Annotated in this window: 19 protein-coding genes and 1 tRNA gene; 12 read left to right on the top strand and 8 right to left on the bottom strand. The window is 70.8% G+C overall.

What is annotated here, in order from left to right:
* Nucleotides 1-38: 38 nt before the first annotated feature.
* From JJ691_RS34850 to JJ691_RS34840, 3 genes are all read right to left on the bottom strand, one after another.
* Complete coding sequence (locus JJ691_RS34850) at nt 39-1,706, bottom strand: GGDEF domain-containing protein (protein WP_211763806.1); 1,668 nt, start codon at nt 1,704-1,706, stop codon at nt 39-41.
* A 73-nt stretch (nt 1,707-1,779) separates the two neighbouring features.
* Nucleotides 1,780-1,850 (bottom strand) — tRNA-Gln (locus tag JJ691_RS34845).
* 33 nt (nt 1,851-1,883) lie between these two features.
* Nucleotides 1,884-3,053 (bottom strand): alpha/beta hydrolase family protein, encoded by a 1,170-nt coding sequence (locus JJ691_RS34840; protein WP_211763805.1) that lies wholly within the window; start codon nt 3,051-3,053, stop codon nt 1,884-1,886.
* Nucleotides 3,054-3,211: 158 nt separating this feature from the next.
* On the opposite strand from JJ691_RS34840, the gene JJ691_RS34835 reads away from it, so the two are divergent.
* A complete protein-coding gene (locus tag JJ691_RS34835; protein WP_211763804.1) occupies nt 3,212-4,162 on the top strand; it encodes an acyl-CoA desaturase in 951 nt (316 codons plus the stop codon).
* Nucleotides 4,163-4,254: 92 nt separating this feature from the next.
* Nucleotides 4,255-4,854 (top strand): TetR/AcrR family transcriptional regulator, encoded by a 600-nt coding sequence (locus tag JJ691_RS34830; RefSeq protein WP_211771891.1) that lies wholly within the window; start codon nt 4,255-4,257, stop codon nt 4,852-4,854.
* Between the two features lie 6 nt (nt 4,855-4,860).
* Here the strand turns inward: JJ691_RS34830 and JJ691_RS34825 are convergent, their stop codons facing one another.
* From JJ691_RS34825 to JJ691_RS34815, 3 genes are all read right to left on the bottom strand, one after another.
* On the bottom strand, nt 4,861-5,511 hold the full coding sequence (locus JJ691_RS34825; RefSeq protein ID WP_211763803.1) for a hypothetical protein: 651 nt from the start codon (nt 5,509-5,511) through the stop codon (nt 4,861-4,863).
* 68 nt (nt 5,512-5,579) lie between these two features.
* Nucleotides 5,580-6,332 (bottom strand): putative hydro-lyase, encoded by a 753-nt coding sequence (locus tag JJ691_RS34820; RefSeq protein WP_211763802.1) that lies wholly within the window; start codon nt 6,330-6,332, stop codon nt 5,580-5,582.
* Nucleotides 6,333-6,342: 10 nt separating this feature from the next.
* Nucleotides 6,343-6,897: a DUF4291 domain-containing protein gene (locus JJ691_RS34815; protein ID WP_211763801.1), complete on the bottom strand. Its 555-nt coding sequence runs from the start codon at nt 6,895-6,897 to the stop codon at nt 6,343-6,345.
* Nucleotides 6,898-7,111: 214 nt separating this feature from the next.
* Between JJ691_RS34815 and mfd the strand changes: the two genes are divergently transcribed.
* Genes mfd through JJ691_RS34795 form a run of 4 tightly spaced genes read left to right on the top strand, consistent with a single transcriptional unit; the run spans nt 7,112 to nt 13,540 of the window.
* Nucleotides 7,112-10,687 (top strand): transcription-repair coupling factor, encoded by a 3,576-nt coding sequence (gene mfd, locus JJ691_RS34810; RefSeq protein ID WP_211763800.1) that lies wholly within the window; start codon nt 7,112-7,114, stop codon nt 10,685-10,687.
* 30 nt (nt 10,688-10,717) lie between these two features.
* On the top strand, nt 10,718-11,683 hold the full coding sequence (locus JJ691_RS34805) for a SurA N-terminal domain-containing protein (RefSeq protein WP_211763799.1): 966 nt from the start codon (nt 10,718-10,720) through the stop codon (nt 11,681-11,683).
* A complete protein-coding gene (locus JJ691_RS34800) occupies nt 11,680-12,654 on the top strand; it encodes a MazG family protein (RefSeq protein ID WP_211763798.1) in 975 nt (324 codons plus the stop codon). Before JJ691_RS34805 ends, JJ691_RS34800 begins: the two co-directional genes overlap by 4 nt.
* A 10-nt stretch (nt 12,655-12,664) precedes the next feature.
* Complete coding sequence (locus tag JJ691_RS34795; RefSeq protein ID WP_211763797.1) at nt 12,665-13,540, top strand: murein transglycosylase; 876 nt, start codon at nt 12,665-12,667, stop codon at nt 13,538-13,540.
* A 139-nt stretch (nt 13,541-13,679) separates the two neighbouring features.
* On the opposite strand, the gene JJ691_RS34790 is transcribed toward JJ691_RS34795, so the two are convergent.
* Nucleotides 13,680-14,072: a tetratricopeptide repeat protein gene (locus JJ691_RS34790; protein WP_211763796.1), complete on the bottom strand. Its 393-nt coding sequence runs from the start codon at nt 14,070-14,072 to the stop codon at nt 13,680-13,682.
* A 173-nt stretch (nt 14,073-14,245) separates the two neighbouring features.
* Here JJ691_RS34790 and JJ691_RS34785 point away from each other — a divergent pair, with 173 nt between their 5' ends.
* From JJ691_RS34785 to JJ691_RS34760, 6 genes are all read left to right on the top strand, one after another.
* Nucleotides 14,246-16,504: a HelD family protein gene (locus JJ691_RS34785; protein ID WP_442912499.1), complete on the top strand. Its 2,259-nt coding sequence runs from the start codon at nt 14,246-14,248 to the stop codon at nt 16,502-16,504.
* A 103-nt stretch (nt 16,505-16,607) separates the two neighbouring features.
* Nucleotides 16,608-17,894 (top strand): phosphopyruvate hydratase, encoded by a 1,287-nt coding sequence (gene eno / locus JJ691_RS34780; RefSeq protein WP_211763795.1) that lies wholly within the window; start codon nt 16,608-16,610, stop codon nt 17,892-17,894.
* Between the two features lie 4 nt (nt 17,895-17,898).
* Nucleotides 17,899-18,444 (top strand): FtsB family cell division protein, encoded by a 546-nt coding sequence (locus tag JJ691_RS34775; protein WP_211763794.1) that lies wholly within the window; start codon nt 17,899-17,901, stop codon nt 18,442-18,444.
* A 20-nt stretch (nt 18,445-18,464) separates the two neighbouring features.
* Entirely contained in the window at nt 18,465-18,935 is a 471-nt protein-coding gene (locus JJ691_RS34770; RefSeq protein ID WP_211771889.1) for a DUF501 domain-containing protein, read from the top strand.
* A 280-nt stretch (nt 18,936-19,215) separates the two neighbouring features.
* Entirely contained in the window at nt 19,216-20,352 is a 1,137-nt protein-coding gene (locus JJ691_RS34765; protein WP_211763793.1) for a lytic transglycosylase domain-containing protein, read from the top strand.
* A gap of 18 nt (nt 20,353-20,370) precedes the next feature.
* On the top strand, nt 20,371-21,327 hold the full coding sequence (locus JJ691_RS34760; RefSeq protein ID WP_211763792.1) for a Ppx/GppA phosphatase family protein: 957 nt from the start codon (nt 20,371-20,373) through the stop codon (nt 21,325-21,327).
* A 96-nt stretch (nt 21,328-21,423) separates the two neighbouring features.
* Here the strand turns inward: JJ691_RS34760 and JJ691_RS34755 are convergent, their stop codons facing one another.
* On the bottom strand, nt 21,424-22,410 hold the full coding sequence (locus JJ691_RS34755) for a hypothetical protein (RefSeq protein ID WP_306291325.1): 987 nt from the start codon (nt 22,408-22,410) through the stop codon (nt 21,424-21,426).
* Nucleotides 22,411-22,484: the final 74 nt, after the last annotated feature.

Raw genomic sequence — 22,484 nt, 5'->3', positions numbered from 1 at the left:
CTGCTCCCTAGGAGTCGACGCCTTGGATGACGACGATCCTACGGTGCGCCATCCACCGCCACGGCCGACCGGCTGTTGGGCTCGCTCACAGCGTCCCCGGCCACGGCCGCGACGCCGTTGCCGCCGTCGCGCTTGGCCAGGTACATGGCCGCGTCGGCCCGGGCCAGCGCCTGGGCGGCGCTCTCCTGTGGACGGAGCGCGATGACGCCGATCGACAACGTCACACCGCGGGACAGGTCCATGGGCAGCCGGGCGACCGCGTCCACGGCCCGGCTCAGCGCCGCCTCGGCCGCGCTGAGCGGGGCGCCGGGCAGCAGCACCACGAACTCGTCGCCGCCGTAGCGGGCGACCATGTCGTCGCCGCGGACGGCGCTGCGCAGCGTGCTGGCCACCACCCGCAGCACGTCGTCGCCCTCGGCGTGCGAGGCCCGGTCGTTCACGCCCTTGAACCCGTCGAGGTCGACGAGCGCGACGGCCAGCGGCTGGTCGCCGGGCGCGGCCACCAGGGCCTCCAGCCGCTCGTCCAGCGCGCGGCGGTTGGGCAGCCCGGTCAGCGGGTCCTGCTTCGCCTGCTGGGAGATCGCACCGTGCTCACGGGACAGCCGCTCGTGCTCGCGTCGGGTCTGCAGGCTCGTCACCTTGGACTCGCCCATCTGCCACATCTCGTGTTCGAGCTCGGTGGCGTACTGCTCCAGGGCGTTGGCCCCGATCTCGGTCTGCTCCGAACCGGACAGTCGGGCGAACTCCCGCATCAGGCACAGCCGCAGGGTGTTCTCGGTGGTGTCGTGCAGCAGCCGGTCGGCCGCGCCGGCCAGCACGTGGATCGCCTCGGAGAAGTGCTCCTCGCGTTCGAGGCAGCGAGCGAGGGCGATCGACACCATGATCAGTTCACGGGGCGAGGCCGCCCGGTCGGTCAGCCCACGCAGCCGGTCGATGTGCTCGGCGCCGGGCCGGGCCAGCGCGTGCGCGGCCCCGACCACCGGCAGCTGCTCGGCGGCCGGCGCCTCGGACAGCCGGGTCGGCTGCGAGTTGCGCCACGGCACCTCGGCCGCGGCGGCGATGGCCGAGGCGGTGAGGAACTTCTCGGCCGCCTTGTCGTACTGGCCGACCCGCTCCAGCCGCAGGCCCCAGCCCAGCAGCAGCCGGGTCTGGTTGATCATGTGCTCGGCGATCTCGTACGGGCCGCCGTCGCCGCGGATGGCCGCGCCGGCCCGGTTGAACACGCCGGCCGCGATCTCGTACACGCCGAGCTGGCTGAGCAGCTGGCCGATGTCGACCAGCACCGCGGACAGCAGCCGGGTCCAGGACCGGACGCCGATCAGGGTGTCCGGGGTGAGGTCCTCGTCCAGGATGGCCAGCGCCCGCGCGGCCGAGGTGAGCGCCTCGTCCTCGTAGCCGCCGAGGAACAGCCGCCGGCCCCGCAGCGCGTGCGCGCCCGCCTCCATCACGGTCAGGCCGTGCCGGCGGGTGTGCGCGACCATCTCGTCGAGCAGCGGGTCGGTCTCGTTGGTGGGGTGCGCGCCGGACAGCCGGACCAGGCAGCTGGTCCGCAGCACCTGGGCGACCATGCGCGGCTCGCCGCGCCGCTGGGCCTCGGCCAGCAGGCGGTCGGCCTCGGCCACCGCCGCGTCGGACCGACCCTCGACGTCGCCGCCGGAGGACATCGCCAGCTCTCGGGCGCGTCCGACCAGCCACGCGTCCGACATCTCGGCCAGCGCCGGAGCGCTGTCCTCAGGCTGAGCGACCGTGTCCTCGTGCAGCTTCGACTCCTTACCGATGCTCCGCTGCCAGGATTCGAACCTGAACCATTGGAACCAAAATCCAAGGTGCTGCCGTTACACCACAGCGGACCGGGTTGTTGCCTGCCCCCATGTTGTCACGTCTCACCTCGTCAGGTCAGGGCGGCTGCCCAAGAAGTCCCTGAGGTGGCCTTCGTAGCCCGTCGGGTCCACGTTCCAGGCGGCCGTGTGCTCGGCGTTCGGCACCTCCACGTAGGTCAGCGGCCAGTCCAGCCGGCCCGCCGCGGCGGCCAGGTCGCGGGAGGCCTGCACGGGGACAGTGCCGTCGGCCGAGCCGTGGAACAGCAGCGTGGGCGGCCGGTGCGCGGGCGGGGAGTCGATCAGCTCCATCCGGCCGAAGTCGATGCCGGCCCGCCAGCCGGAGACCAGCTCGGCGTCCCAGGTGAGCAGACCGGTCAGCGGCAGGCCGCGGTTCTGGGCCTGCAACACCAACGTCTTGCCCCAGCTGACCGCCGGCGCGTCCAGCACGACGGCGTCCACCTGGCTGGCCAGTGGTGACCGGGCCAGCAGCTGCTCGGCGATCGCGCCGCCCATCGACCAGCCGTAGAGCACGGTGTGCCTGGCGCCGTGGGCGGTCGCGTACTTCATGGCCGACTCCACGTCCTGCCATTCGGAGTCGCCCAGATGGAAGAAGCCGTCGGGGGACGGGGGCGCGCCGCTGTCGTTGCGATAGGTGATGGACAGCACCGACAGGCCCAGCTGGTGCAGGGGCGGGATGGCCCGCAGCGTCTCCTCCGGGGTGCCGCCGCGACCGTGGATGGCGATCACCCAGGTGTTGGTGGTGCCGGGAGTGAGCCAGGCCGGCATCGGGCCGAGCTCCGTCGGCACGTTCACATGCTGGAAATCCAGCCCCAGCGCGGACTTCGGGTCGCCCGGCCACATCTGCGGGCTGAACCGGACCGGCGTGCCGGCCGGCGGGGCCTGGCCCTTGAGCAGCTTGCGCACGGTCGTGCCGTCGCGGTCCGAGAGCACCTCGCCGACCTGGACGTAGCCGCCCGACCAGAGCACCGCCCACTCGCCGGCGTTTGTGGTGTCGGCCGCTTTTCGCAGTGCGATGGAACTCACACCGCCGACAGTCGTTGGACCGAGCGACACGTCCGGATAGCCGGGTCGCGCCTGGGCCGGATCGAGCAGCTGGTCGCTGTAGTACCAGCCGATCCCGAGCAGCGCGAGCACGGCGATGACCAGCAGTACCGGGATGGTGACCAGGGCGAACCGGAGAGGCCGATTGCCGCGTACGCCTTGTGATGGCACGGAGAAGCTGACCGCCTGTCGATCCTGTGAAGATGAAGACAACGTCGCCGCACGGGCTGGTATTCCCGGCCGGTACAACCTACGCTGGCGTAAGTTACGGTTCCGTAGGCAAGGTACGCCTAAGTCAAGCAATTTAAACTGACCGCGAGGTGCACGGTATGACCACAGCCCTGGAGAAGCCAAGGGAAGCGGCCGGCGGGGGGCCGAAGCCGATGCTCGAAGGCCGTAATGGCAACACCGAGCAGGCCCTCATCTACATCTTCACCATCGTGCCATTCGTCGCGTTGGTCGCCGCCGTCCCGCTGGCCTGGGGCTGGGGGTTGAGCTGGGTCGACATCGCGATCGCCGCCGTGTTCTTCTGCATCAGCGGCATGGGCGTGACCGTCGGCTACCACCGCTACTTCACCCACGGCTCCTTCAAGGCCAAGCGCGGCCTGCGGATCGCCCTGGCCATCGCCGGCAGCATGTCGCTGCAGGGCTCGGTGATCAAGTGGGTCGCCGACCACCGCCGGCACCACGCCTTCTCCGACCGCGAGGGCGACCCGCACTCGCCGTGGCTGTTCGGCACCGGGCCGGTCGCGTTGGCCCGCGGCTTCTGGCACGCGCACATGGGCTGGCTGTACGACCGGGACCTGACCAACCGGGACCGCTTCGCCCCCGACCTCGTCGCCGACGAGGGCCTGGTCCGGGTCGACCGGCTGTTCCCGGTGTGGACCGCGGTCAGCCTGCTGGCCCCGGCCGTGCTTGGCGGCCTGATCAGCTGGTCCTGGGCCGGCGCGCTGACCGCCTTCTTCTGGGCCGGCCTGGTCCGGGTGGCCGTGCTGCACCACGTGACCTGGTCCGTGAACTCCATCTGCCACATGATCGGCGAGCGGCCGTTCGCCGCCCGCGACAAGTCGGCCAACTTCTGGCCGCTGGCGATCCTGTCGTTCGGCGAGTCGTGGCACAACCTGCACCACGCCGACCCCACCTCGGCCCGCCACGGCGTGCAGCGCGGTCAGATCGACATCTCCGCCCGCACGATCTGGATCTTCGAGAAGCTCGGCTGGGCGTGGAACGTGCGGTGGCCGAGCCCGCAGCGGCTGGCCAGGATCAGCGCCGCCAAGTAGGTGACATATCGTGGCTGCCAATGGCGGCCCGGCGCAGGACTCGTGACACCAGGGGCGACGCGGATGGCGTCGCCCCTGTGACACGCGTGCGCATGACCGGCAAGGAGCGCCGGCAGCAGCTGCTGGACGTGGCCCGGGAGCTGTTCGCCGAGAAGGGCTTCGACGGCACCTCCATCGAGGAGATCGCCCACCGGGCCGGCGTGTCCAAGCCCGTGGTGTACGAGCACTTCGGCGGCAAGGAAGGCGTCTACGCCGTCGTCGTCGACCGTGAGATGCAGTACCTGCTCGACTCCGTCGTCGCCGTCCTCGGCGACGGCGACGGGCACCCCCGCGAGCTCCTGGAGAAGGCCGCCCGGGCCCTGCTCAACTACATCGAGGGCTCCAGCGACGGCTTCCGGATCATGGTCCGGGACTCCCCGGTGGCCAGCGCCAGCGGCACCTTCTCCAGCCTGCTCAACGACATCGCCAGCCAGGTCGAGCACATCCTCGGCCTGCACTTCGACGCCCGCGGCTACGAACCCAAGCTGGCCGGCCTCTACGCCCAGGCCCTGGTGGGGATGGTGGCGCTGACCGGGCAGTGGTGGCTGGAGGTGCGCAAGCCCAAGAAGGACGAGGTCGCCGCCCACCTGGTGAACCTGGCGTGGAACGGCCTGTCCCACCTGGAGGGCAAGCCCCGGCTCCGGACGCGGTGACGGCGGCTAATTCACGTGTTCGGCGCCGAAACCGAAGTGTTCCACGAACCCCGTGATGAAGCGTCGTGTCTGATCGAGCATCGCACCCTGTTGCTTCTGCATCGGTGCGGCGAACTCCCGTAGCGCACTCTCGGCCTCGACCTGACTGTCGGCCAGGGCACATGCGATGGCCAAGTGCCCTGTCTGCATCTGGTGCCGGCGTTCGCCCCGCAAACGCTCGATGAGGTCGCCGAGCGACCGAACCGCGCTGAATTCGGGAAGTCCGTACTCGACGACGTCGTTGTAGATCGTCTCGGCCACGGTGACGCTCTGCTGTGGCGAGGTGATCTGCCACCGTTCGAACGTGGTCATGAAGGTGAAACCGTTCCTATGCAAGACATCTTCCACAGTGATGCCCGTTGAGCTCAGGGTCACCCCGGCGTCCGGCGGACGGCCGAGAAACTCGGTTGCCAGGCGACTCGTGGCGACATGCTGCACGCCAAGGCTCGGTGAGAACCGCACGCTGCTCTCACGGGTGACGGGGTTGAGTCCGACGGTGATGGCTATGTCGTCAGTGAATTGACGTCGGAACCGCGGCTCGTCCCGGTCGCCGGTGGGATCTTCCCAGTCGTCGGCGAAGAATGGCGCTACGATCTGCTCGAACGTGATCAACTGCACTTGGGGCACCAATCGGGCATGTATTGTTCTTGATTCTGGATGGTTGAGTGGCCGACTGTCCTTGCAAGTCAGATCCGGTAATCCGCGTCCAGTGCGTCGGTGATGAACATGTGCCCCGGCGCGTGAGTGATCGCGAACGGCGGTTTGGACGCCATCACCGCCGCCTGCGGGGTGACGCCGCAGGCCCAGAACACCGGCACCTCGCCAGGCCGAACCTCAACGGGCACACCGAAATCCGGGTTTTGCAGGTCAGATATCCCCAGCTCCGACGGATCCCCGCTGTGCACCGGGGATCCGTGCACGGCGGGCATCAGGCGGGTCACCTCGATCGCCGTGGCCACGAGTTCGGCTGGGACGGGCCGCATGCTGACGACCAGGGGACCCCGGAGCCTGGTCGTCGGTCGGCACTGGCGGTTGGTGACGTACATCGGGACGTTCGTGCCCCGCAACGGGATGCCGGCGTCCCGGAGTGCCGATTCGAAGGTGAAGCTGCACCCGATCAGCACTGCGACGAGGTCGTCCCGCCAGAACTCCGTGGCATCAGGGCATTCCTCGGCCAGCGCGCCGTCCACCCAGATCCGGTAGGCCGGCAGGTCGGTCCGGAGATCGGCGTCCGGGGCCAGCACCGTGCGGGGACTGCCGGGATCGCTGACGTCCAGCACCGGACAGGGCTTGGGGTTGCGCTGCGCGAACAGCAGCACCTCGTACGCCCAGTCGGCCGGCACCGCGATCAGGTTCGCCTGGGTGTGGCCGGCCGCCATGCCGGCCGTCGGCGTCACCAGTCCGTCCCGGAACCTCGCCCGTGCCTGCTCCGCCGTCATTTGTCCAAGCCTAGACGGAGGGCCTTTCCTTGGGGCGCAACCTTTCCGCGCGGTCGACCTGCCCGGCGCGGACCGGGTCACGGACCTCGTGCGCCGAAGCCGTCACGTCGGTGATGTCGTGGGTCCATTCGTCGACGTAGCGCTCCAGCGCCACGCCCTTGAGTCCGATCTGGATCGCCCGGTACGGCAGCGTCTGCATCCGCACGTCCCGGTCGGGATCCCACTGCACCCGCACCGGGCTGCCCTTGAGCTGCCGACGCCATTGCTCGTGGCTGGTGTGGACAGTCGCGTCGTAGGCGCTCAGGCAGGCGTTGGCCACGGCCCAGTCGAAGCCGGCACGGCTGATCCGGATGGCCAGCACCCGTTCCTGGCCGGGGGCGGTGGCCCAGCTGGACCGGTGCATCATCCACCGGAAGGACGGCTTGATCCAGGTCATCCGGGTCCGGCTGAACGGCGGCACGAACGCCCCGGCGGCCAGCGCCGCCTCGGCGATGGCCGGGTGGTAGGCCTGGTACACGGTGATGAGCCGCTCGTCGTAGGCGGCGTTGATCGTCTTCTCGCTCATTTCCCTCCTGACCGTACGGACCGCCGGCAAGCCGTTTTCCCGGGAAATCCACACCCGCGATGGCCGCCGGCACTGCTAACGTGCGCGGGACCGGCGGGTGACCACGTCCCCGCATATCGCGCTGACCAGGCCTTTCAGACCACGGACGGTTCTTGTCGGGGTGGCGTCCTAGGCTTGGCGGCGTGTCGAAGCGCACCCGAGGGGGACTGTCGAAGTGACCCAGCCCGGCCGACTGTCCGGTCTGCTGACCGCCGTGCTCGCGGACAAGTCGCTGCGTGAGGCGCTGGGGGCGGTGGGAGCGCCGCGCCTGGAGTTGGAGGGGCCGCCGGCGGGCCGGTCGCTGCTGGTGGCGGCGCTGGCCACGGAGCGGCCGGTGCTGGCGATCACGGCGACGGGCCGAGAGGCCGAAGAGTTGGGGGCGATCGCCAAGGACCTGCTGGGAGACGGGGCGGTGGAGCTGTTCCCGTCCTGGGAGACGCTGCCGCACGAGCGGCTGTCGCCCCGGGCGGACACGGTGGGTCGACGGCTGGAAGTGCTCAGGCGGCTGGCCCACCCGGAGGAGCACCCGGCCGGCCAGGTGAAGGTGGTCGTGGCCACGGTCCGCAGCCTGATCCAGCCAATGGCCCCGAGCCTGGGCGAGCTGGCCCCGGTGCACCTGGCGGTCGGCGCGGAGCACGACTTCGAGCAGCTGGTGGAGCGCCTGGCCGAGCTGGCCTACGTCCGCGTGGACATGGTGGAGAAGCGCGGCGAGTTCGCGGTCCGCGGCGGCATCCTGGACGTCTTCCCACCGACCTCGGAGCACCCGGTCCGGGTGGAGTTCTGGGGCGACGAGGTGAGCGAGATCCGGCCGTTCTCGGTGGCCGACCAGCGGTCGCTGCCGGGCGAGATCCAGGCCTTCACAGCCCCGCCCTGCCGAGAGCTGCTGCTGACCGACGACGTCAAGGCGAAGGCGGCGGAGCTGGCGGCCGAGCACCAGGCCGACGCGCAGCTGGCGGAGATGCTGGACAAGCTGTCCAACGGCATCGCGGTGGAGGGCATGGAGGCGCTGATCCCGGCGCTGTGCCGAGGCGAGCTCCAGCTGCTCACGGAGGTCGTGCCGGCCGGCACGATCGTGCTGGTCAACGACCCGGAGAAGATCCGCACCCGGGCCCAGGACCTGGTCCGCACCGGCCAGGAATTCCTTGAGGCGTCGTGGATGGCGGCGGCGGGCGGCGGCAAGGCCCCGATCGACCTGGGGGCCTCGGCCTACCGGGCGTTGGCCGACGTCGCGACGACCACAGTGGACAGCGGCCGCTCCTGGTGGACGCTGAGCCAGCTCACCACCGACGCGGAAGGCGTGCTGCGCCTGGACATCGCGCCGGTGGAGGCCTACCGGGGCGATGTGGACCGGGCCTTCACCGATCTGCGCGCGCACGCGGCGGCCGGCGGCACGGCGGTGCTGGTGGTGCCGGGAACCGGCACGGCGCAGCGGGCCGTGGAGCAGATGGCCGAGGCGGAGGTGCCGGCCCGGCTCGCGGAGAACGGCCTGAGCGAGGCCCCGGAGCCGGGCGTGGTGACGGTCGCCCGCGGCTCCCTGGAGGACGGCTTCCTGGCCAGTGGCCTGAGCCTGGTGGTGATCACCGAGACCGACCTGACCGGCGGTCGCGGCGGCACGTCCACTCGGGACATGCGCAAGATGCCGTCCCGCCGCCGCAACGCGGTCGACCCGCTGGCCCTCAAGCCCGGCGACTACGTGGTGCACGAGCAGCACGGCATCGGCCGCTACGTGGAGATGGTGCAGCGCACGGTGGCCGGCGCCACCCGCGAGTACCTGGTGCTGGAGTACGCGGCCAGCAAGCGCGGCCAGCCCGGCGACCGCCTGTTCGTGCCGACCGACCAGCTCGACGAGGTCTCCCGCTACGTCGGCGGCGAGCTGCCCACGTTGAACAAGCTCGGCGGCTCGGACTGGAAGAACACCAAGGCCAAGGCCAAGAAGGCGGTCAAGCAGATCGCCGCCGAGCTGGTGCAGCTGTACGCGGCCCGGCAGTCCGCGCCCGGCCACGCCTTCGGCCCGGACACGCCGTGGCAGCGCGAGCTGGAGGACGCCTTCCCGTTCACCGAGACGGCCGACCAGCTGGCGGCCATCGACGAGGTGAAGGGGGACATGGAGCGCGCGGTCCCGATGGACCGGGTGATCTGCGGCGACGTCGGCTACGGCAAGACCGAGATCGCCGTCCGGGCCGCGTTCAAGGCGGTGCAGGACGGCAAGCAGGTGGCGGTGCTGGTGCCGACCACGCTGCTGGCCCAGCAGCACCTCAACACGTTCAGCGAGCGGATGCGGCAGTTCCCGGTCAACGTCCGGGGCCTGTCCCGGTTCACCGACCCGCTGGAGTCGGAGAAGGTGGTGGCCGGGCTGGCCGACGGCGAGGTGGACATCGTCATCGGCACCCACCGGCTGCTGCAGACCGGCCTGCGCTACAAGGACCTCGGCCTGGTCATCGTGGACGAGGAGCAGCGCTTCGGCGTCGAGCACAAGGAGCACATCAAGGCCCTGCGCACGCACGTGGACGTGCTGACCATGTCGGCCACCCCGATCCCGCGGACCCTGGAGATGAGCCTGGCCGGCATCCGCGAGATGTCCACCATCCTCACCCCGCCCGAGGAGCGGCACCCGATCCTCACCTACGTCGGCGCCTACGACGACAAGCAGGTCGGCGCGGCCATCCGCCGCGAGCTGCTGCGCGACGGCCAGGTCTTCTTCGTGCACAACCGGGTGTCCTCGATCGAGCGGGCCGCCCGCCGGCTGCGCGAGCTGGTGCCGGAGGCCCGGGTGGCCACCGCGCACGGCCAGATGAACGAGGAGCGCCTGGAGAAGATCATCGAGGGCTTCTGGGAGCGCGAGTTCGACGTCCTGGTCTGCACCACGATCGTCGAGACCGGCCTGGACATCTCCAACGCCAACACGCTGATCGTGGAGCGCGGCGACATGCTCGGCCTGGCCCAGCTGCACCAGCTGCGCGGCCGGGTCGGCCGGGCCCGCGAGCGCGGCTACGCCTACTTCCTGTACCCGCCGGACGGCACGCTCACCGAGACCGCGCACGACCGGCTGGCCACCATCGCCCAGAACACCGAGCTCGGCGCGGGCATGGCGGTGGCGATGAAGGACCTGGAGATCCGCGGCGCCGGCAACATCCTGGGCGCCGAGCAGTCCGGACACATCGCCGGCGTCGGCTTCGACCTCTATGTCCGCTTGGTCGGCGAGGCCGTGGAGGCGTTCCGCAAGAGCGCCGGCGCGCCGAGCGAGGAGGACGGCGAGGAGCTGGCCGAGGTCCGGGTCGACCTGCCCATCGACGCGCACATCCCGCACGACTACGTGCCGGGGGAGCGGCTGCGGCTGGAGGCCTACCGCAAGATCGCGGCCGCCGTCGACGACGCGGCGCTGGCGGCGGTCAAGGAAGAGCTCCAGGACCGCTACGGCCAGCCGCCGGCCCCGGTGGAGCGGCTGCTGGCGGTGGCTCGGTTCCGCCAGACCTGCCGCCGCCTCGGCGTCACCGAGGTGGCCACCCAGGCCAGCTCCATCCGGTTCGCGCCGATGGAGCTGCTGGACTCGCAGCTGGTCCGGATGAAGCGGCTGTACCCGAAGGCGACGTACAAGGCGGCCACCCACATCGTGTCGGTGCCCCGCCCGACCGAGGGCCCGGCCGGCGGCCGGATCGGCGCGCCGCCGCTGCGGGACACCGAGTTGCTGGACTGGTGTGCCCACTTCGTCGAGTCGCTGATCGGAAATCCCAAGCCGGTAGTGGCTGGTTGAGATCATCATCGCTGTGAGAGAGTGCGCACTGTGACGATCGCCATTCGCCGTCCCATCGCCGTTCTCGCCGCGTGCGCCGCCGTCGGCGCCCTGGTCACCGGTTGTGGCGCCGGCCCGGGTGGTGAGATCGGCGCCGCGGCCGTGGTGGGCGGCAGCACGGTCAGCCTGGACACGGTCCAGGCCGACATCACCAGCGTGCTGGCCGACAACGCGGCCGCCCGGCAGCTGCAGCAGCAGAAGCCGAGCACCTTCCCGCCGATCGCCCGGACGGTCGTCCAGCTTGCGGTCTGGGACGAGGTGACCAAGCAGCTGGCGGCCAAGCTGGGTGTGAAGGTCAACGAGGAGCAGGTGGACCGCGCCTACACCCAGCAGACGGCCTCCGGCCAGCTGCCCTCGTTCAGCGACACCGCGAACATCCCGGTCAAGGGCGACCTGCTCAAGGGCTACCTGCGCGACTCGCTGCTGTGGAACGCCATCGGCGCCAAGCAGGTCCGCACCACCAGCGTCACCTTCGACTACGCCGTAACCCAGGACCGCAACGGCGCGCAGGCGCTGGTGGACAAGGTCGTGGCCAACCCCGGCCAGCACGCCCAGATTTTCACCGCGGCGATGGCCGGCGCGCAGAGCCAGGACGGCAGCGCCCCCAAGTCGACGGTCAACCAGACCGGCTCGCCGGCGACCACGCCGCAGGAGCTGGGCCCGATGTTCGCCGCCAACGCCGGCTCGGTCCTGGCCTTCCCGGTGCAGCAGGAGAACATCTGGGTCGTCGCCTACGTGATCAAGCGCTCGGACAACGCCGGGGACACCACCGGCGGCCAGGACGTCAGCCAGATCGCCGCCGGCTTCGGCCAGTCGCAGATGGTGCGCTACGCCCAGCAGGTCGGCGTCACGCTCAACCCGCGTTTCGGCGTCTGGGAGCCGTTGACCGGCTTCGTCTCGCCCAGTGCGGGCGAGTCGTCGTCGATCATGAAGACGGTCCGGGCCGCGAACCAGTGACCGCCGTTGTCGTCCTGCTCAGCCCGCGCCTGCCCGGCGTGCTGCCGGCCGCCGCGCTGCCCGCGCTGCGGACCGCCGCCGAGGTGCGGGCCGGCAAGGACGTGCCCGAGCAGCTGCGGCAGTCCCTCGGCGCCGTCGAGGTGGCGGCCGAGGAGCTGGCCGTCGACGCCGACCTGGTGCTGATCGCGGCTGACGCCACCGAGCCGGCGGCGGCCGCGCTGCTCGCCGCCGGCGCGACCCGGATCGACACGCCCGAGCCGGCCGGCTCGGGCCTGCTGGACGCGGCCGCGGTGATGGACCGGCTGCGTTCGCCCGGCGGTTGCCCGTGGGACGCCGAGCAGACCCACGACTCACTGCGGCAGTACCTGGTCGAGGAGACCTACGAGCTGCTGGAGGCCATCGAGGACGGGGACCGCAAGGCGCTGCGCGAGGAGCTCGGCGACGTGCTGCTCCAGGTGCTGTTCCACGCCCGGGTGGCGGCCGAGCACGGCGCGGACCCGTTCACGATCGACCAGGTCGCCGGCGATCTGGTGGACAAGCTGGTCGGACGGCATCCGCACGTGTTCGCCACCGAGGAGCCGGGTTTCGAGCTCGACCACCACGACCGGCGGTGGGAAGAACTCAAGCAGGCTGAGAAGAAGCGCGAGTCCAGCGTGGACGGGGTGGCCCTCGGCCAGCCCGCGGTGTCGCTGGCGGCCAAGCTCACCCAGCGGGTGGCCCGCGTCGGCCTGCCGGTGGACCTGCTGCCTTCCGGCGACGACACCGGGGCCACGCTGTTCGGCGTGACCGCCGTGGCCAAGCTGGCCGGCGAGGACCCGGAGAGCGAGCTGCGGGCGGTGGCCCGGCGGTTCGAGCGGGACGTGCGGGCCGCGGAGCTCTCGGCCAAGTCCGCCGGACTGGACCCGACCCGGTTGACCGCCGACGATTGGCGCCGGCACTGGCCGCGGCGTCAATCCCCTTTGGCCACGTAGCCTGGGGCGCATGGCCTACTCGACCCCTCCGCGCTCGCCGGCCGAGTCGCCATCCACGCCGAGACCGCGCCCGCCCCGACGGGGCCGGGGCGGGGAGCTGTTCGGCAAGGTCTTCCTGATCGCGCTGGTGCTGGCGTTGGGGGCCGGCGCGATCTACGCCGTGAACTGGCTGAGCCACCCCGCGCCGCCGGCCCCGTCCGGGCCGTCCGGCCCGCCGCCGTTCGAGGTGCCGCCGCTGGGGGTGGCCAGGGGCTCGGCCATTCCCGGCCCGGCCACCCCGGTGCCGGCCGCCCAGACCAAGGTGCCGCAGGAGAACTTCCAGGGCTGGATCAAGCGGGTCTCCTACTACACGGACGTGCCCGAGCGGGTGCTGGTCGCCTACGCCAACGCCGACCTGGCCTACCAGGCCAAGAACCCGGCCTGCCACCTCACCTGGGCCACGCTGGCCGGCGTCGGCCGGGTCGAGTCCAAGCACGGCCGCTACGGCGGGGCCACCGTGCTGGACAGCGGCGAGGAGTCCAAGCCGATCATCGGCCCGGCGCTGGACGGCTCACCCGGCTTCCTGGCCGTGCCCGACACCGACAAGGGCGCGCTGGACGGGGACACCAAGTGGGACCACGCCGTCGGCCCCATGCAGTTCGCGCCGGCCACCTGGCACCGCTGGGGCGTGCGAGCCAGCGGCGACGGCAAGGCCCCCGACCCGCAGAACATCGACGACGCCGCGATGACCGCGGGCCGCTACCTGTGCGCGATGGGCGGCGACCTGGCCGTGCCGAAGGACTGGTGGGACGGGGTGCTGGCGTACAACAACTCCACGGCCTACGGCCAGGAGGTCTTCAGCAACGCCGACGCCTACGGCAAGGTCAGCCTCGGCCAGGGCCTCTAACGGTTTGGGAGTCTCCAAGACCTACAAACCCCTGGCAAGGGCGTCTCCAACCACGACAAACGCGCTGAACAGGCCCGGGGGTTTGCGGTCGTTGAAGACCCGAGTCGGTGTGGTTTGGGTGTCTTGGAGACACGCAAACCTAGTTGCCGGCCTGCGCGTCGCCGCGGCCCAGCGCCAGCCGGGCGCTGACCTCGCCCAGGGCTTCCTGGTACTCGGGCAGCGGGCTCATGGCCACGGCCAGCCGCAGCTTGGTGATCGCCTCGCTGAACCGGCCCTGCCGTTGCAGGGTCTTGCCCAGCGCGAACAGCGAGTAGTGGTCGCTGGGGTCCATCTCGATGAGCCGGCTGAAGGCCTCTTCGGCCCGCCGGAACTGGGCGGAGTTGAGGTAGGCGCGGCCCGCGAGCTGCACCACGCTCGGCAGGTCGGGCTCGGCGTCGAGCACCGGGCGCAGCTCGCGCAGCGCGTCCAGCGGACGGCCGTTCGACACCAGCGCCTCGGCCCGTCGGAACGCCTCGAAGGTGCTGTCGCTCATGGTCGTTCCCACAGTACGCAAGATCGGCTGTGAGTTCGATGGACCATCCGGGCACAACACCGGCGACAGGTGGCGCGCGCGACCAGCGGTTTGATAGATTTACCGGTCTGAACACACGGATATGCAACACGAAAAACGTGGCTAGGCCAGAGAATAACGGTGAGTGAGGACAGTTGTCAAGCCCTGCGAGTATTCCCGACACCGAGGAAATCGGCCGTGAGCAGGAATACGTGTCGATGCTCTACGGTCGGCTCGACGACCTCCGGGAACAGACGTCGCGCCGGCTGGCCCGGGTGCTGCTGGAATCGGGCGGCACGCCGCAGGCCCGATCCGAGCGGGACACCGCGACGGCGATGCACTCGAGCGATCTGGCCCAGTACAGCGCGGTCGAGAACGGCCTGTGTTTCGGCCGGCTGGATTTCGAGGACGGCGAGCATCAGCACATCGGGCGAATCGGCATCTTCCGCACCGAGGGGGACTACGAGCCGCTGCTGATGGACTGGCGGGCGCCCGCCGCCCGTCCGTTCTACCTCGCCACGGCTGCCTCGCCGGACGGCGTGACCCGCCGCCGGCACATCCGCACCCGCCGCCGCGACGTCGTCGGCCTCGACGACGAGGTGCTGGACCTGGCCCAGGCGGTGCCGGGCCGCAACGAGGGCCTGGTCGGCGAGGCGACCCTGCTGGCGGCGGTCGGCGCCAGCCGCACCGGGCGGATGAGCGACATCGTCGCCACCATCCAGGCCGAGCAGGACAAGATCATCCGGTCCGAGCTGAACGGCGTGCTGGTCGTGCAGGGCGGTCCGGGCACCGGCAAGACCGCGGTGGCCCTGCACCGCGCCGCCTACCTGCTCTACACCCACCGCCGCCAGCTGGAGAAGCGCGGTGTGCTCGTGGTCGGCCCCAACTCCACCTTCCTCAACTACATCAGCCAGGTGCTGCCGTCGCTGGGCGAGACCGGCGTGCTGCTCAACACCGTCGGCGAGCTCTACCCGGGGCTCAAGGCCGTCGGCGCCGAGCCGGTCGAGGTCAGCGCGGTCAAGGGCCGGCTGGCCATGGCCGACGTGCTGGCCGCCGCGGTGCGGGACCGGCAGTGGGTGCCGCGCGACGGCATCGAGATCCCGCACGAGCGCGACACGCTGGTGCTGGACCGCAAGACCCTGGCCGACGCCCGCGGCCGGGCCCGGCGCTCGCGCCGCCCGCACAACGCGGCCCGGCCGGTGTTCGAGCGGGAGATCATCGGCGCACTGGCCCGGCTGGTGGCCAACCGGCTCGGCTCGCAGTTCCTGGACGCCGACGACGTCGCCGACATCCGCGCCGAGCTCCGCGAGGACGACCGGGTGATGGGCGCCATCGACAAGCTGTGGCCGATCCTGACCCCGGAGCAGTTGCTCACCGACCTGTACGCGTCCGAGAAGCGGCTCAACGCCGCCGGCCGCGCGCTGACCCCGCAGGAGCGGATGCTGCTGCGCCGCGACCCCGGCGCGGAGTGGACGCCGGCCGACGCTCCGTTGCTGGACGAGGCGGCCGAGTTGCTGGGCGAGGACGACCGCGCCCTCAAGGCCGCCGCCGCGGCCAAGCGCCGGCAGGATCTGGCCTACGCCCAGGGCGTGCTGGACATCCTGGACCTCCAGGACGAGTCCGACCCCGACGTGCTGATGGCCGTGGACATGCTGAACGCCGACGCCCTGGTCGCCCGCGTGGCGCAGAGCGACTACCTGACCGCCGCCGAGCGCGCCGCCGACGACCGGACCTGGACCTTCGGCCACGTGATCGTGGACGAGGCGCAGGAGCTGTCGGAGATGGCCTGGCGGGTGCTGATGCGCCGCTGCCCCAGCCGGTCCATGACCGTGGTCGGCGACATCGCGCAGACCGGTGACCTGGCCGGCACCACGTCGTGGGGTCAGGTGCTCAGCCCGTACGTGGCCGAGCGGTGGCGGCTGGCCGAGCTCACCGTGAACTACCGGACCCCGGCCGAGATCATGGCCGTGGCCACCGACGTGCTGGCCAGCCTGGATCCGGACGCGGTGCCGCCGAGCTCGGTCCGCGACTCGGGACTGCCGCCCTGGCACGAGGAAGTCACCGCCGACGCCCTCAAGGACGCGGTGGCCAAGGCGGTCGAGCGCGAGGTGGCGCGGCTGGACGACGGCCGGCTCGCGGTGCTGGTGCCGCGTTCGCTGGCCGGCGAGTTCCCGGTCGGCGGGGACGACCTGGAGAGCCCGGTGGTGGTGCTGACCGTCGGCCAGGCCAAGGGTCTGGAGTTCGACTCGGTGCTGCTGGTCGAGCCGGGCCTGCTGCTGACCGAGTCGCCGCGCGGCGCGAACGACCTGTACGTGGCGATGACCAGGGCCACCAGGAGGCTCGGGGTGCTCCATACCGGACAGCTGCCCGACGTGCTCGGCAAGCTCACCCCTTTCTCCCTCGATTCAGAATGATTACGCTCTCGTTTCGGCACGTGAGCGTGCCGCCTCCGGGTGATCAGTCCACCCGGCTAGGCTGGTTGCGGGATGAGTCCCTGAACGCTGGATAGGAGCTGTTGTGGCGGTCATCGAGCAGGTCGGCGCGCGCGAGATCCTGGACTCGCGAGGCAACCCGACCGTCGAGGTAGAGGTCGCGCTGGACGACGGCACGCTGGCCCGGGCCGCGGTGCCCTCCGGCGCGTCGACCGGTGAGCACGAGGCCGTCGAGCTGCGCGACGGCGACACGACCCGGTACAACGGCAAGGGCGTGGAGAAGGCCGTCACCGCCGTCCTCGACGAGATCGGGCCCGAGCTGGTCGGCATCGAGGCCGTCGAGCAGCGGGTGGTGGACCAGAAGCTGGTCGACCTGGACGGCACCCCGGACAAGGGGCGCCTGGGCGCGAACGCCATCCTCGGCGTCTCGCTGGCGGTGGCCAAGGCCGCCGCCGAGTCCAGCGGGCTGGAGTTGTTCCGCTACCTGGGCGGCCCCAACGCGCACATTCTGCCGGTGCCGATGCTGAACATCCTCAACGGCGGTTCGCACGCGGACACCGACGTGGACATCCAGGAGTTCATGATCGCCCCGATCGGCGCCGAGTCCTTCCGCGAGGGCCTGCGCTGGGGCGTCGAGGTCTACCACGCCCTCAAGTCCGTGCTGAAGAGCAAGGGCCTGGCCACCGGCCTCGGCGACGAGGGCGGCTTCGCACCCAACCTGTCCAGCAACCGTGAGGCGCTGGACCTGATCGCGGTGGCCGTCGAGAAGGCCGGCTACAAGCTGGGCCGCGACGTGGCGCTGGCCCTGGACGTGGCCGCCACCGAGTTCTACTCGGACGGCGCGTACACCTTCGAGCAGAGCAAGCGCAGCGCGGAGCAGATGACCGCGTACTACAGCGAGCTGGTCTCCTCGTACCCGATGGTGTCCATCGAGGACCCGCTGTCCGAGGACGACTGGGACGGCTGGGTGCAGCTGACCGCCGAGCTGGGCGACAAGGTCCAGATCGTCGGCGACGACCTGTTCGTCACCAACCCGGAGCGGCTGGAGGAGGGCATCTCCCGCCGCGCCGCCAACGCGCTGCTGGTGAAGGTCAACCAGATCGGCACGCTGTCCGAGACGCTGGACGCGGTCGCGCTGGCCACCTCCTACGGCTACCGGTCGATGATGAGCCACCGGTCCGGCGAGACCGAGGACACCACCATCGCCGACCTGGCCGTGGCCACCGGCGTCGGCCAGATCAAGACCGGCGCGCCGGCCCGCGGCGAGCGCACCGCCAAGTACAACCAGCTGCTGCGCATCGAGGAGACCCTCGGTGACGCCGCCCGCTACGCCGGCGAGCTGGCCTTCCCGCGGTTCAGCGCGGAGGCCTGACGGCATGCCCGAGCGCGGTCGGCAGCCGCGGCGCAGGCAGGACACCACCTCCGGCCAGCGTCGCGGTTCCGACCGCGCCCGGCGCACGGCCCGCCCGGCCGGCTCCGAGCAGGAGTCGCCGCCGCGGCCGGCCCGGACGCGGCGCACCGCCGACCGGGCCCGCACCGGCGGCGCGTTCGGGCTGTCGGCCACCCGGCAGGCCGCGGTGCTGGCGATGGTGGTCTGCGCGCTGGCGCTGTCCATCGCCGTGCCGCTGCGCACCTACCTGACCCAGCACGCCCAGGTCGAGCAGGAGCTGGCCCAGCAGGCCCAGCTCCAGGCCCAGGCCGAGCAGCTGGAGCAGCGCAAGCAGCAGTTGTCCGACCCCGCACAGATCCAGGCCGAGGCCCGCAGCCGGCTCGGCATGGTGATGCCGGGGGAGACGCCGTACACCGTCCAGCTGCCCGGCGACGGGCAGCTGGCCGACCAGCACGGGTCGCCGCAGCAGCAGGCGGCCAACCAGCCCTGGTTCGGCCAGTTGTGGAATTCGATCACCGGGAGTGGCTCGTGACCGCGGGCGTCAGGGAACCGATCACCGACGAGGACCGCGAGGTGATCGCCCAGCAGCTCGGTCGCGCGCCGCGCGCGCTGCGGGCGGTGGCCCACCGCTGTCCCAGCGGCCATCCCTCGGTCGTGCAGACCGCGCCGCGGCTGGAGGACGGCACGCCGTTCCCGACGCTGTACTACCTGACCTGCCCCCGGCTGACCTCGCTGGCCAGCCGGCTGGAGGCGGCCGGGATGATGAAGGAACAGACCGCGCGGCTGGCCGAGGACGAGGAGCTGGCCGCCCAGTACCTGGCCGCGCACCGCTCCTACCTGGCCGAACGCGACGCCATCGACTCGCTGGGCACCGAGGTGAGCGCCGGCGGCATGCCCGGCCGGGTCAAGTGCCTGCACGTGCACATCGCCCATGCGCTGGCGTGCGGGCCCGGGGTCAACCCGTTCGGCGACGAGGCCCTGGCGGCCCTGGCCGGGGACTGGCCGGCCGGCGACTGCGCCTGACGTCAAGAGGCCGGGATCTGTACGTCAGTGACATCTTTGGTGACTCTGTGTCTACCATTTGGGCTACTCTGCCGTCCCCGAGGTGCAAATCTCCCTCTACGCAGTGACACCTGGACGGGTGTGTAGCAGGCTGACTGTGAGCTAACGGCGTGTAGGCGACGATCGCATCTGGGTCATGTGGTCGAGACGAGGAGCGTGGATCCGCGTGGGTGTGCACAGCGTCAGAGCCCGGACTCCCAAGCCCGCGCGAGTCGCACCCCAGCGGCGATGGCGAGCAGCCGTGACCGTGACCGCGATGCTCGCCCCCATGGTGCTCGCCGGGGACGCCGCGTTCGCGTGGGTCAACACCGCGCACACGACGCCGATCAACCAGCCCCAGCCGCGCAACCCGCTGGGCGCGACCGGCCAGCTACCGCAGAACCTCAACCCCGGCCCGCAGACCCAGCTCGGCACGCCCGCCAACACCGACGCGTCCGACGCCTTAGGTCTGCCCAACGGCCCCCTCGGCATCCCCGGCGCCGCGCTGGCCGCCTACCAGCGGGCCGAGAAGCTCGAGGCCGCGCACAACCCCAACTGCCACATGGACTGGCCGCTGCTGGCCGGCATCGGCCGCATCGAGTCCAACCACGCCCGCGGCGGCGCCGTGGACGGCCAGGGCAACACGCTCGCGCCCATTCTCGGGCCGGTGCTCGACGGCAGCGGCGGCTTCGCCCTGATCTACGACACCGACGGCGGCAAGTGGGACACCAACCCGGTCTACGACCAGGCCGTCGGTCCCATGCAGTTCATCCCGTCCACGTGGGCCCAGTACGCGGCCATCTCCAACGCCAAGTCCTACGGCAGCGCGAACCCGAACAACATCTACGACTCCGCCTACGCGGCCGCGAACTACCTGTGCGCCAGCGGCGGGGACATGCGCAATCCGGCGCAGCGGGCCGCCGCCGTGTTCGGCTACAACCACTCCGACGCCTACGTGGCCAACGTGCTGGCGTGGGCCGCCTCGTACGCCACCGGCGTGGAGACGCTGCCGAACAACACCAGCGTCCCGGTGATCCAGTCGACACCCAAGCCGCCCTTCGTCGGCCAGACCAACCCGCCCAAGCAGACGGTCACCACGACGAACCCGCCGCCGCCCACCGACCCGACCTCGTCGTCGACCACCACGACCACGACCACCCCGACGTCGACGACGACCACGACGACCACCACCACCGGGTCGACCACGACGACGACCACCACCACGACCACCACTGACGGCACGACCACGACGACCACCACCACGAAGCCGACGTGCCCGACGCCGCCGTCGACCACGCCCACCAGCACCACGTCGCCGACCACCACGACGACCGTGCCGCCCGGCTGCCCGACGCCGACCACCACCACGACGCCCAGCAGCACCAGCAAGACCAGCTGACGGGCTAAGTTTGGTGGCATGAAGCACTCGCGGGTGGCCGCCATCGACTGTGGGACGAACTCGATCCGTCTGCTCATCGCGGACGTCACCGTTCAGGACGACGGATCGAGTTCGCTCCGGGACGTCCACCGCGAGATGCGCATCGTGCGTCTCGGGCAGGGCGTGGACGCCACCGGCCGGCTCGCCCCCGAGGCGCTGGACCGCACCCGTGCCGCCCTCGTCGACTACACGGCTCTGTTGCGGCGCAAGGGCGTCGAGGCCGTGCGCATGGTCGCCACCTCCGCCACCCGCGACGCCGCCAACCGGGACGACTTCTTCGCCATGACCCGCGAGGTCCTCGGCGTCGAGGCCGAGATCATCAGCGGCGACGAGGAGGCCCGGCTCTCCTTCACCGGCGCCGTCGGCGACTGCGACCCCGCCGACGGGCCGTTCCTGGTCGTCGACATCGGCGGCGGCTCCACCGAGCTCGTGCTCGGCTCCCTCGACTCCAGCGTCGAGGCGGCCAAGTCCGTCGACATCGGCTGCGTCCGCATCACCGAACGCTGCCTTCGGGATGACCCGCCCACCGCCTCGGAGGTCTCTGAGGCTTCCGACCTCGCCGCCTCCGTTCTGCAGACCGCCTTCGACGCCGTCGCCGTGGCCAAGGCCCGCAGCTGGATCGGCGTCGCCGGCACCGTCACCACCCTGTCCGCCGTCGCCCAGGACCTGCCGTCCTACGACGTGCTGGCCACGCACCTCTCCACCCTGTCCACCGACCAGATCCACTCCGTCAGCGACCGGCTGCTGGCGATGACCCACGACGAGCGGGCCGCCGTCCCCACCATCCACCCCGGCCGCGTCGACGTCATCGGCGGCGGCGCGATCATCCTCCGCGTGCTGGCCGACCACCTCGCCGAGCACGCCGGCATCACCCACCTCACCGTCAGCGAGAAAGACATCCTCGACGGCATCGCCCTCTCCCTGGTCACCCCCTAACCCCGCCCCCCTCTCCTCGTCAACCCCTCACTGTTTGGAAAGGACCATTCCTCGCGTTCAGTGAGAGGAATGGTCCTTTCACAACATGGGGTGTGGCTAGGCGGCGTTGGAGGGAACTGAGCGGACGGGTGGCCGAGGTCGTGTGCTGGCAGCCCGGTAGGCGGCGCGCAGTTCGGCGGTCACCCCGGCGGGATCGTCGCGAAGGCGGGACGGCAGCGTCTGGACCACTACGATCCCTGCCCCGGCGTACCTGGTGTTCCGTGCCACCGTTCTGGCGTAGCCGCGGGCATTGAAATGCCACTCGAACGAGTCGATCTCCCATGCCATCGCGACTTCGTCGCACCAGGCGTCTGGAACGGCGATGAAGCGACCGTCACCGTCGACGACGGGCGCGTTCCAGACAGCCGCAGGCAGACCAGATGCCTGCCAGATCCTGAGGCCAATCGCCTCCGCGACTGAGCGCGCTCCCTGGTTGATCTCCGAAAGCACCTGGCGCGGCAGAGCGGATCCGCGGCGACTGCCGCTGTCCAGTTCGGCCAGTAGCTGCCCAGGGTGACAGCGGCCGCGCTGAACGGCTTCCGCCAGCAAGGCCCGAACAGGATCGGTTCTCCGCCATCGGCGGACGGCGTCAAGGACCGCGCGATCAAGAGGCGCCAGACGGAGGGCATGCCTCTGAACGGCCTCAGGCATATGGATCGTGCGCTCCACAGCGACAAAGCGTGCGCTACGGATGTGTCTGCCCTGTGGCACCAGTATGTGGATGCGGTCGATCTCCGGGATCTGTCTCAACCCGTGCTCGCGGACGGCCTCGCAGCCGGTGAGCAGCGCCTCAGGTCCACCATGGAGTAGGGCAGCCTCGATTTGTTGCCGCCTGGTTGGTTGTGCGTTGGACAAGAGGACGATGCCAGGCAACAGCCACCGCCACGGTCCGCCCGGCTGACATCGTCGGTACGACGTGCCCTCGGGTACGCCTAGTGCCTGGAGCTTCTGGACTCGGATGACACTGTTGCGGCTTGCCCGAACCAACTCGTCGGTGTGGGCGGCCCAAGTTCCTCGCTTCATGCTGTCGATGCTGCCGCGCACCCCTGACAGTTCCGCCGTGCGCTGTGTGAAAGGACCATTCCTGACGTTGAACGTGAGGAATGGTCCTTTCCAAG

The sequence above is a fragment of the Kutzneria sp. CA-103260 genome (assembly GCF_018263855.1).
Classification (GTDB): domain Bacteria; phylum Actinomycetota; class Actinomycetes; order Mycobacteriales; family Pseudonocardiaceae; genus Kutzneria.
The sequence above is the reverse complement of the archived record's forward strand: the minus strand, read 5'-3'. Positions and strand labels throughout refer to the sequence as shown.

Excerpts from the sequence above, each read along its gene's own strand:
- JJ691_RS34760 (WP_211763792.1), top strand. The coding sequence starts at position 20,371 with ATGAAGCACTCGCGGGTGGCCGCCATCGACTGTGGGACGAACTCGATC.
- JJ691_RS34850 (WP_211763806.1), bottom strand. The coding sequence starts at position 1,706 with ATGTCGGACGCGTGGCTGGTCGGACGCGCCCGAGAGCTGGCGATGTCC.
- JJ691_RS34835 (WP_211763804.1), top strand. The coding sequence starts at position 3,212 with ATGACCACAGCCCTGGAGAAGCCAAGGGAAGCGGCCGGCGGGGGGCCG.
- JJ691_RS34795 (WP_211763797.1), top strand. The coding sequence starts at position 12,665 with ATGGCCTACTCGACCCCTCCGCGCTCGCCGGCCGAGTCGCCATCCACG.
- JJ691_RS34775 (WP_211763794.1), top strand. The coding sequence starts at position 17,899 with ATGCCCGAGCGCGGTCGGCAGCCGCGGCGCAGGCAGGACACCACCTCC.
- JJ691_RS34790 (WP_211763796.1), bottom strand. The coding sequence starts at position 14,072 with ATGAGCGACAGCACCTTCGAGGCGTTCCGACGGGCCGAGGCGCTGGTG.
- JJ691_RS34820 (WP_211763802.1), bottom strand. The coding sequence starts at position 6,332 with ATGACGGCGGAGCAGGCACGGGCGAGGTTCCGGGACGGACTGGTGACG.
- JJ691_RS34815 (WP_211763801.1), bottom strand. The coding sequence starts at position 6,897 with ATGAGCGAGAAGACGATCAACGCCGCCTACGACGAGCGGCTCATCACC.
- JJ691_RS34830 (WP_211771891.1), top strand. The coding sequence starts at position 4,255 with ATGACCGGCAAGGAGCGCCGGCAGCAGCTGCTGGACGTGGCCCGGGAG.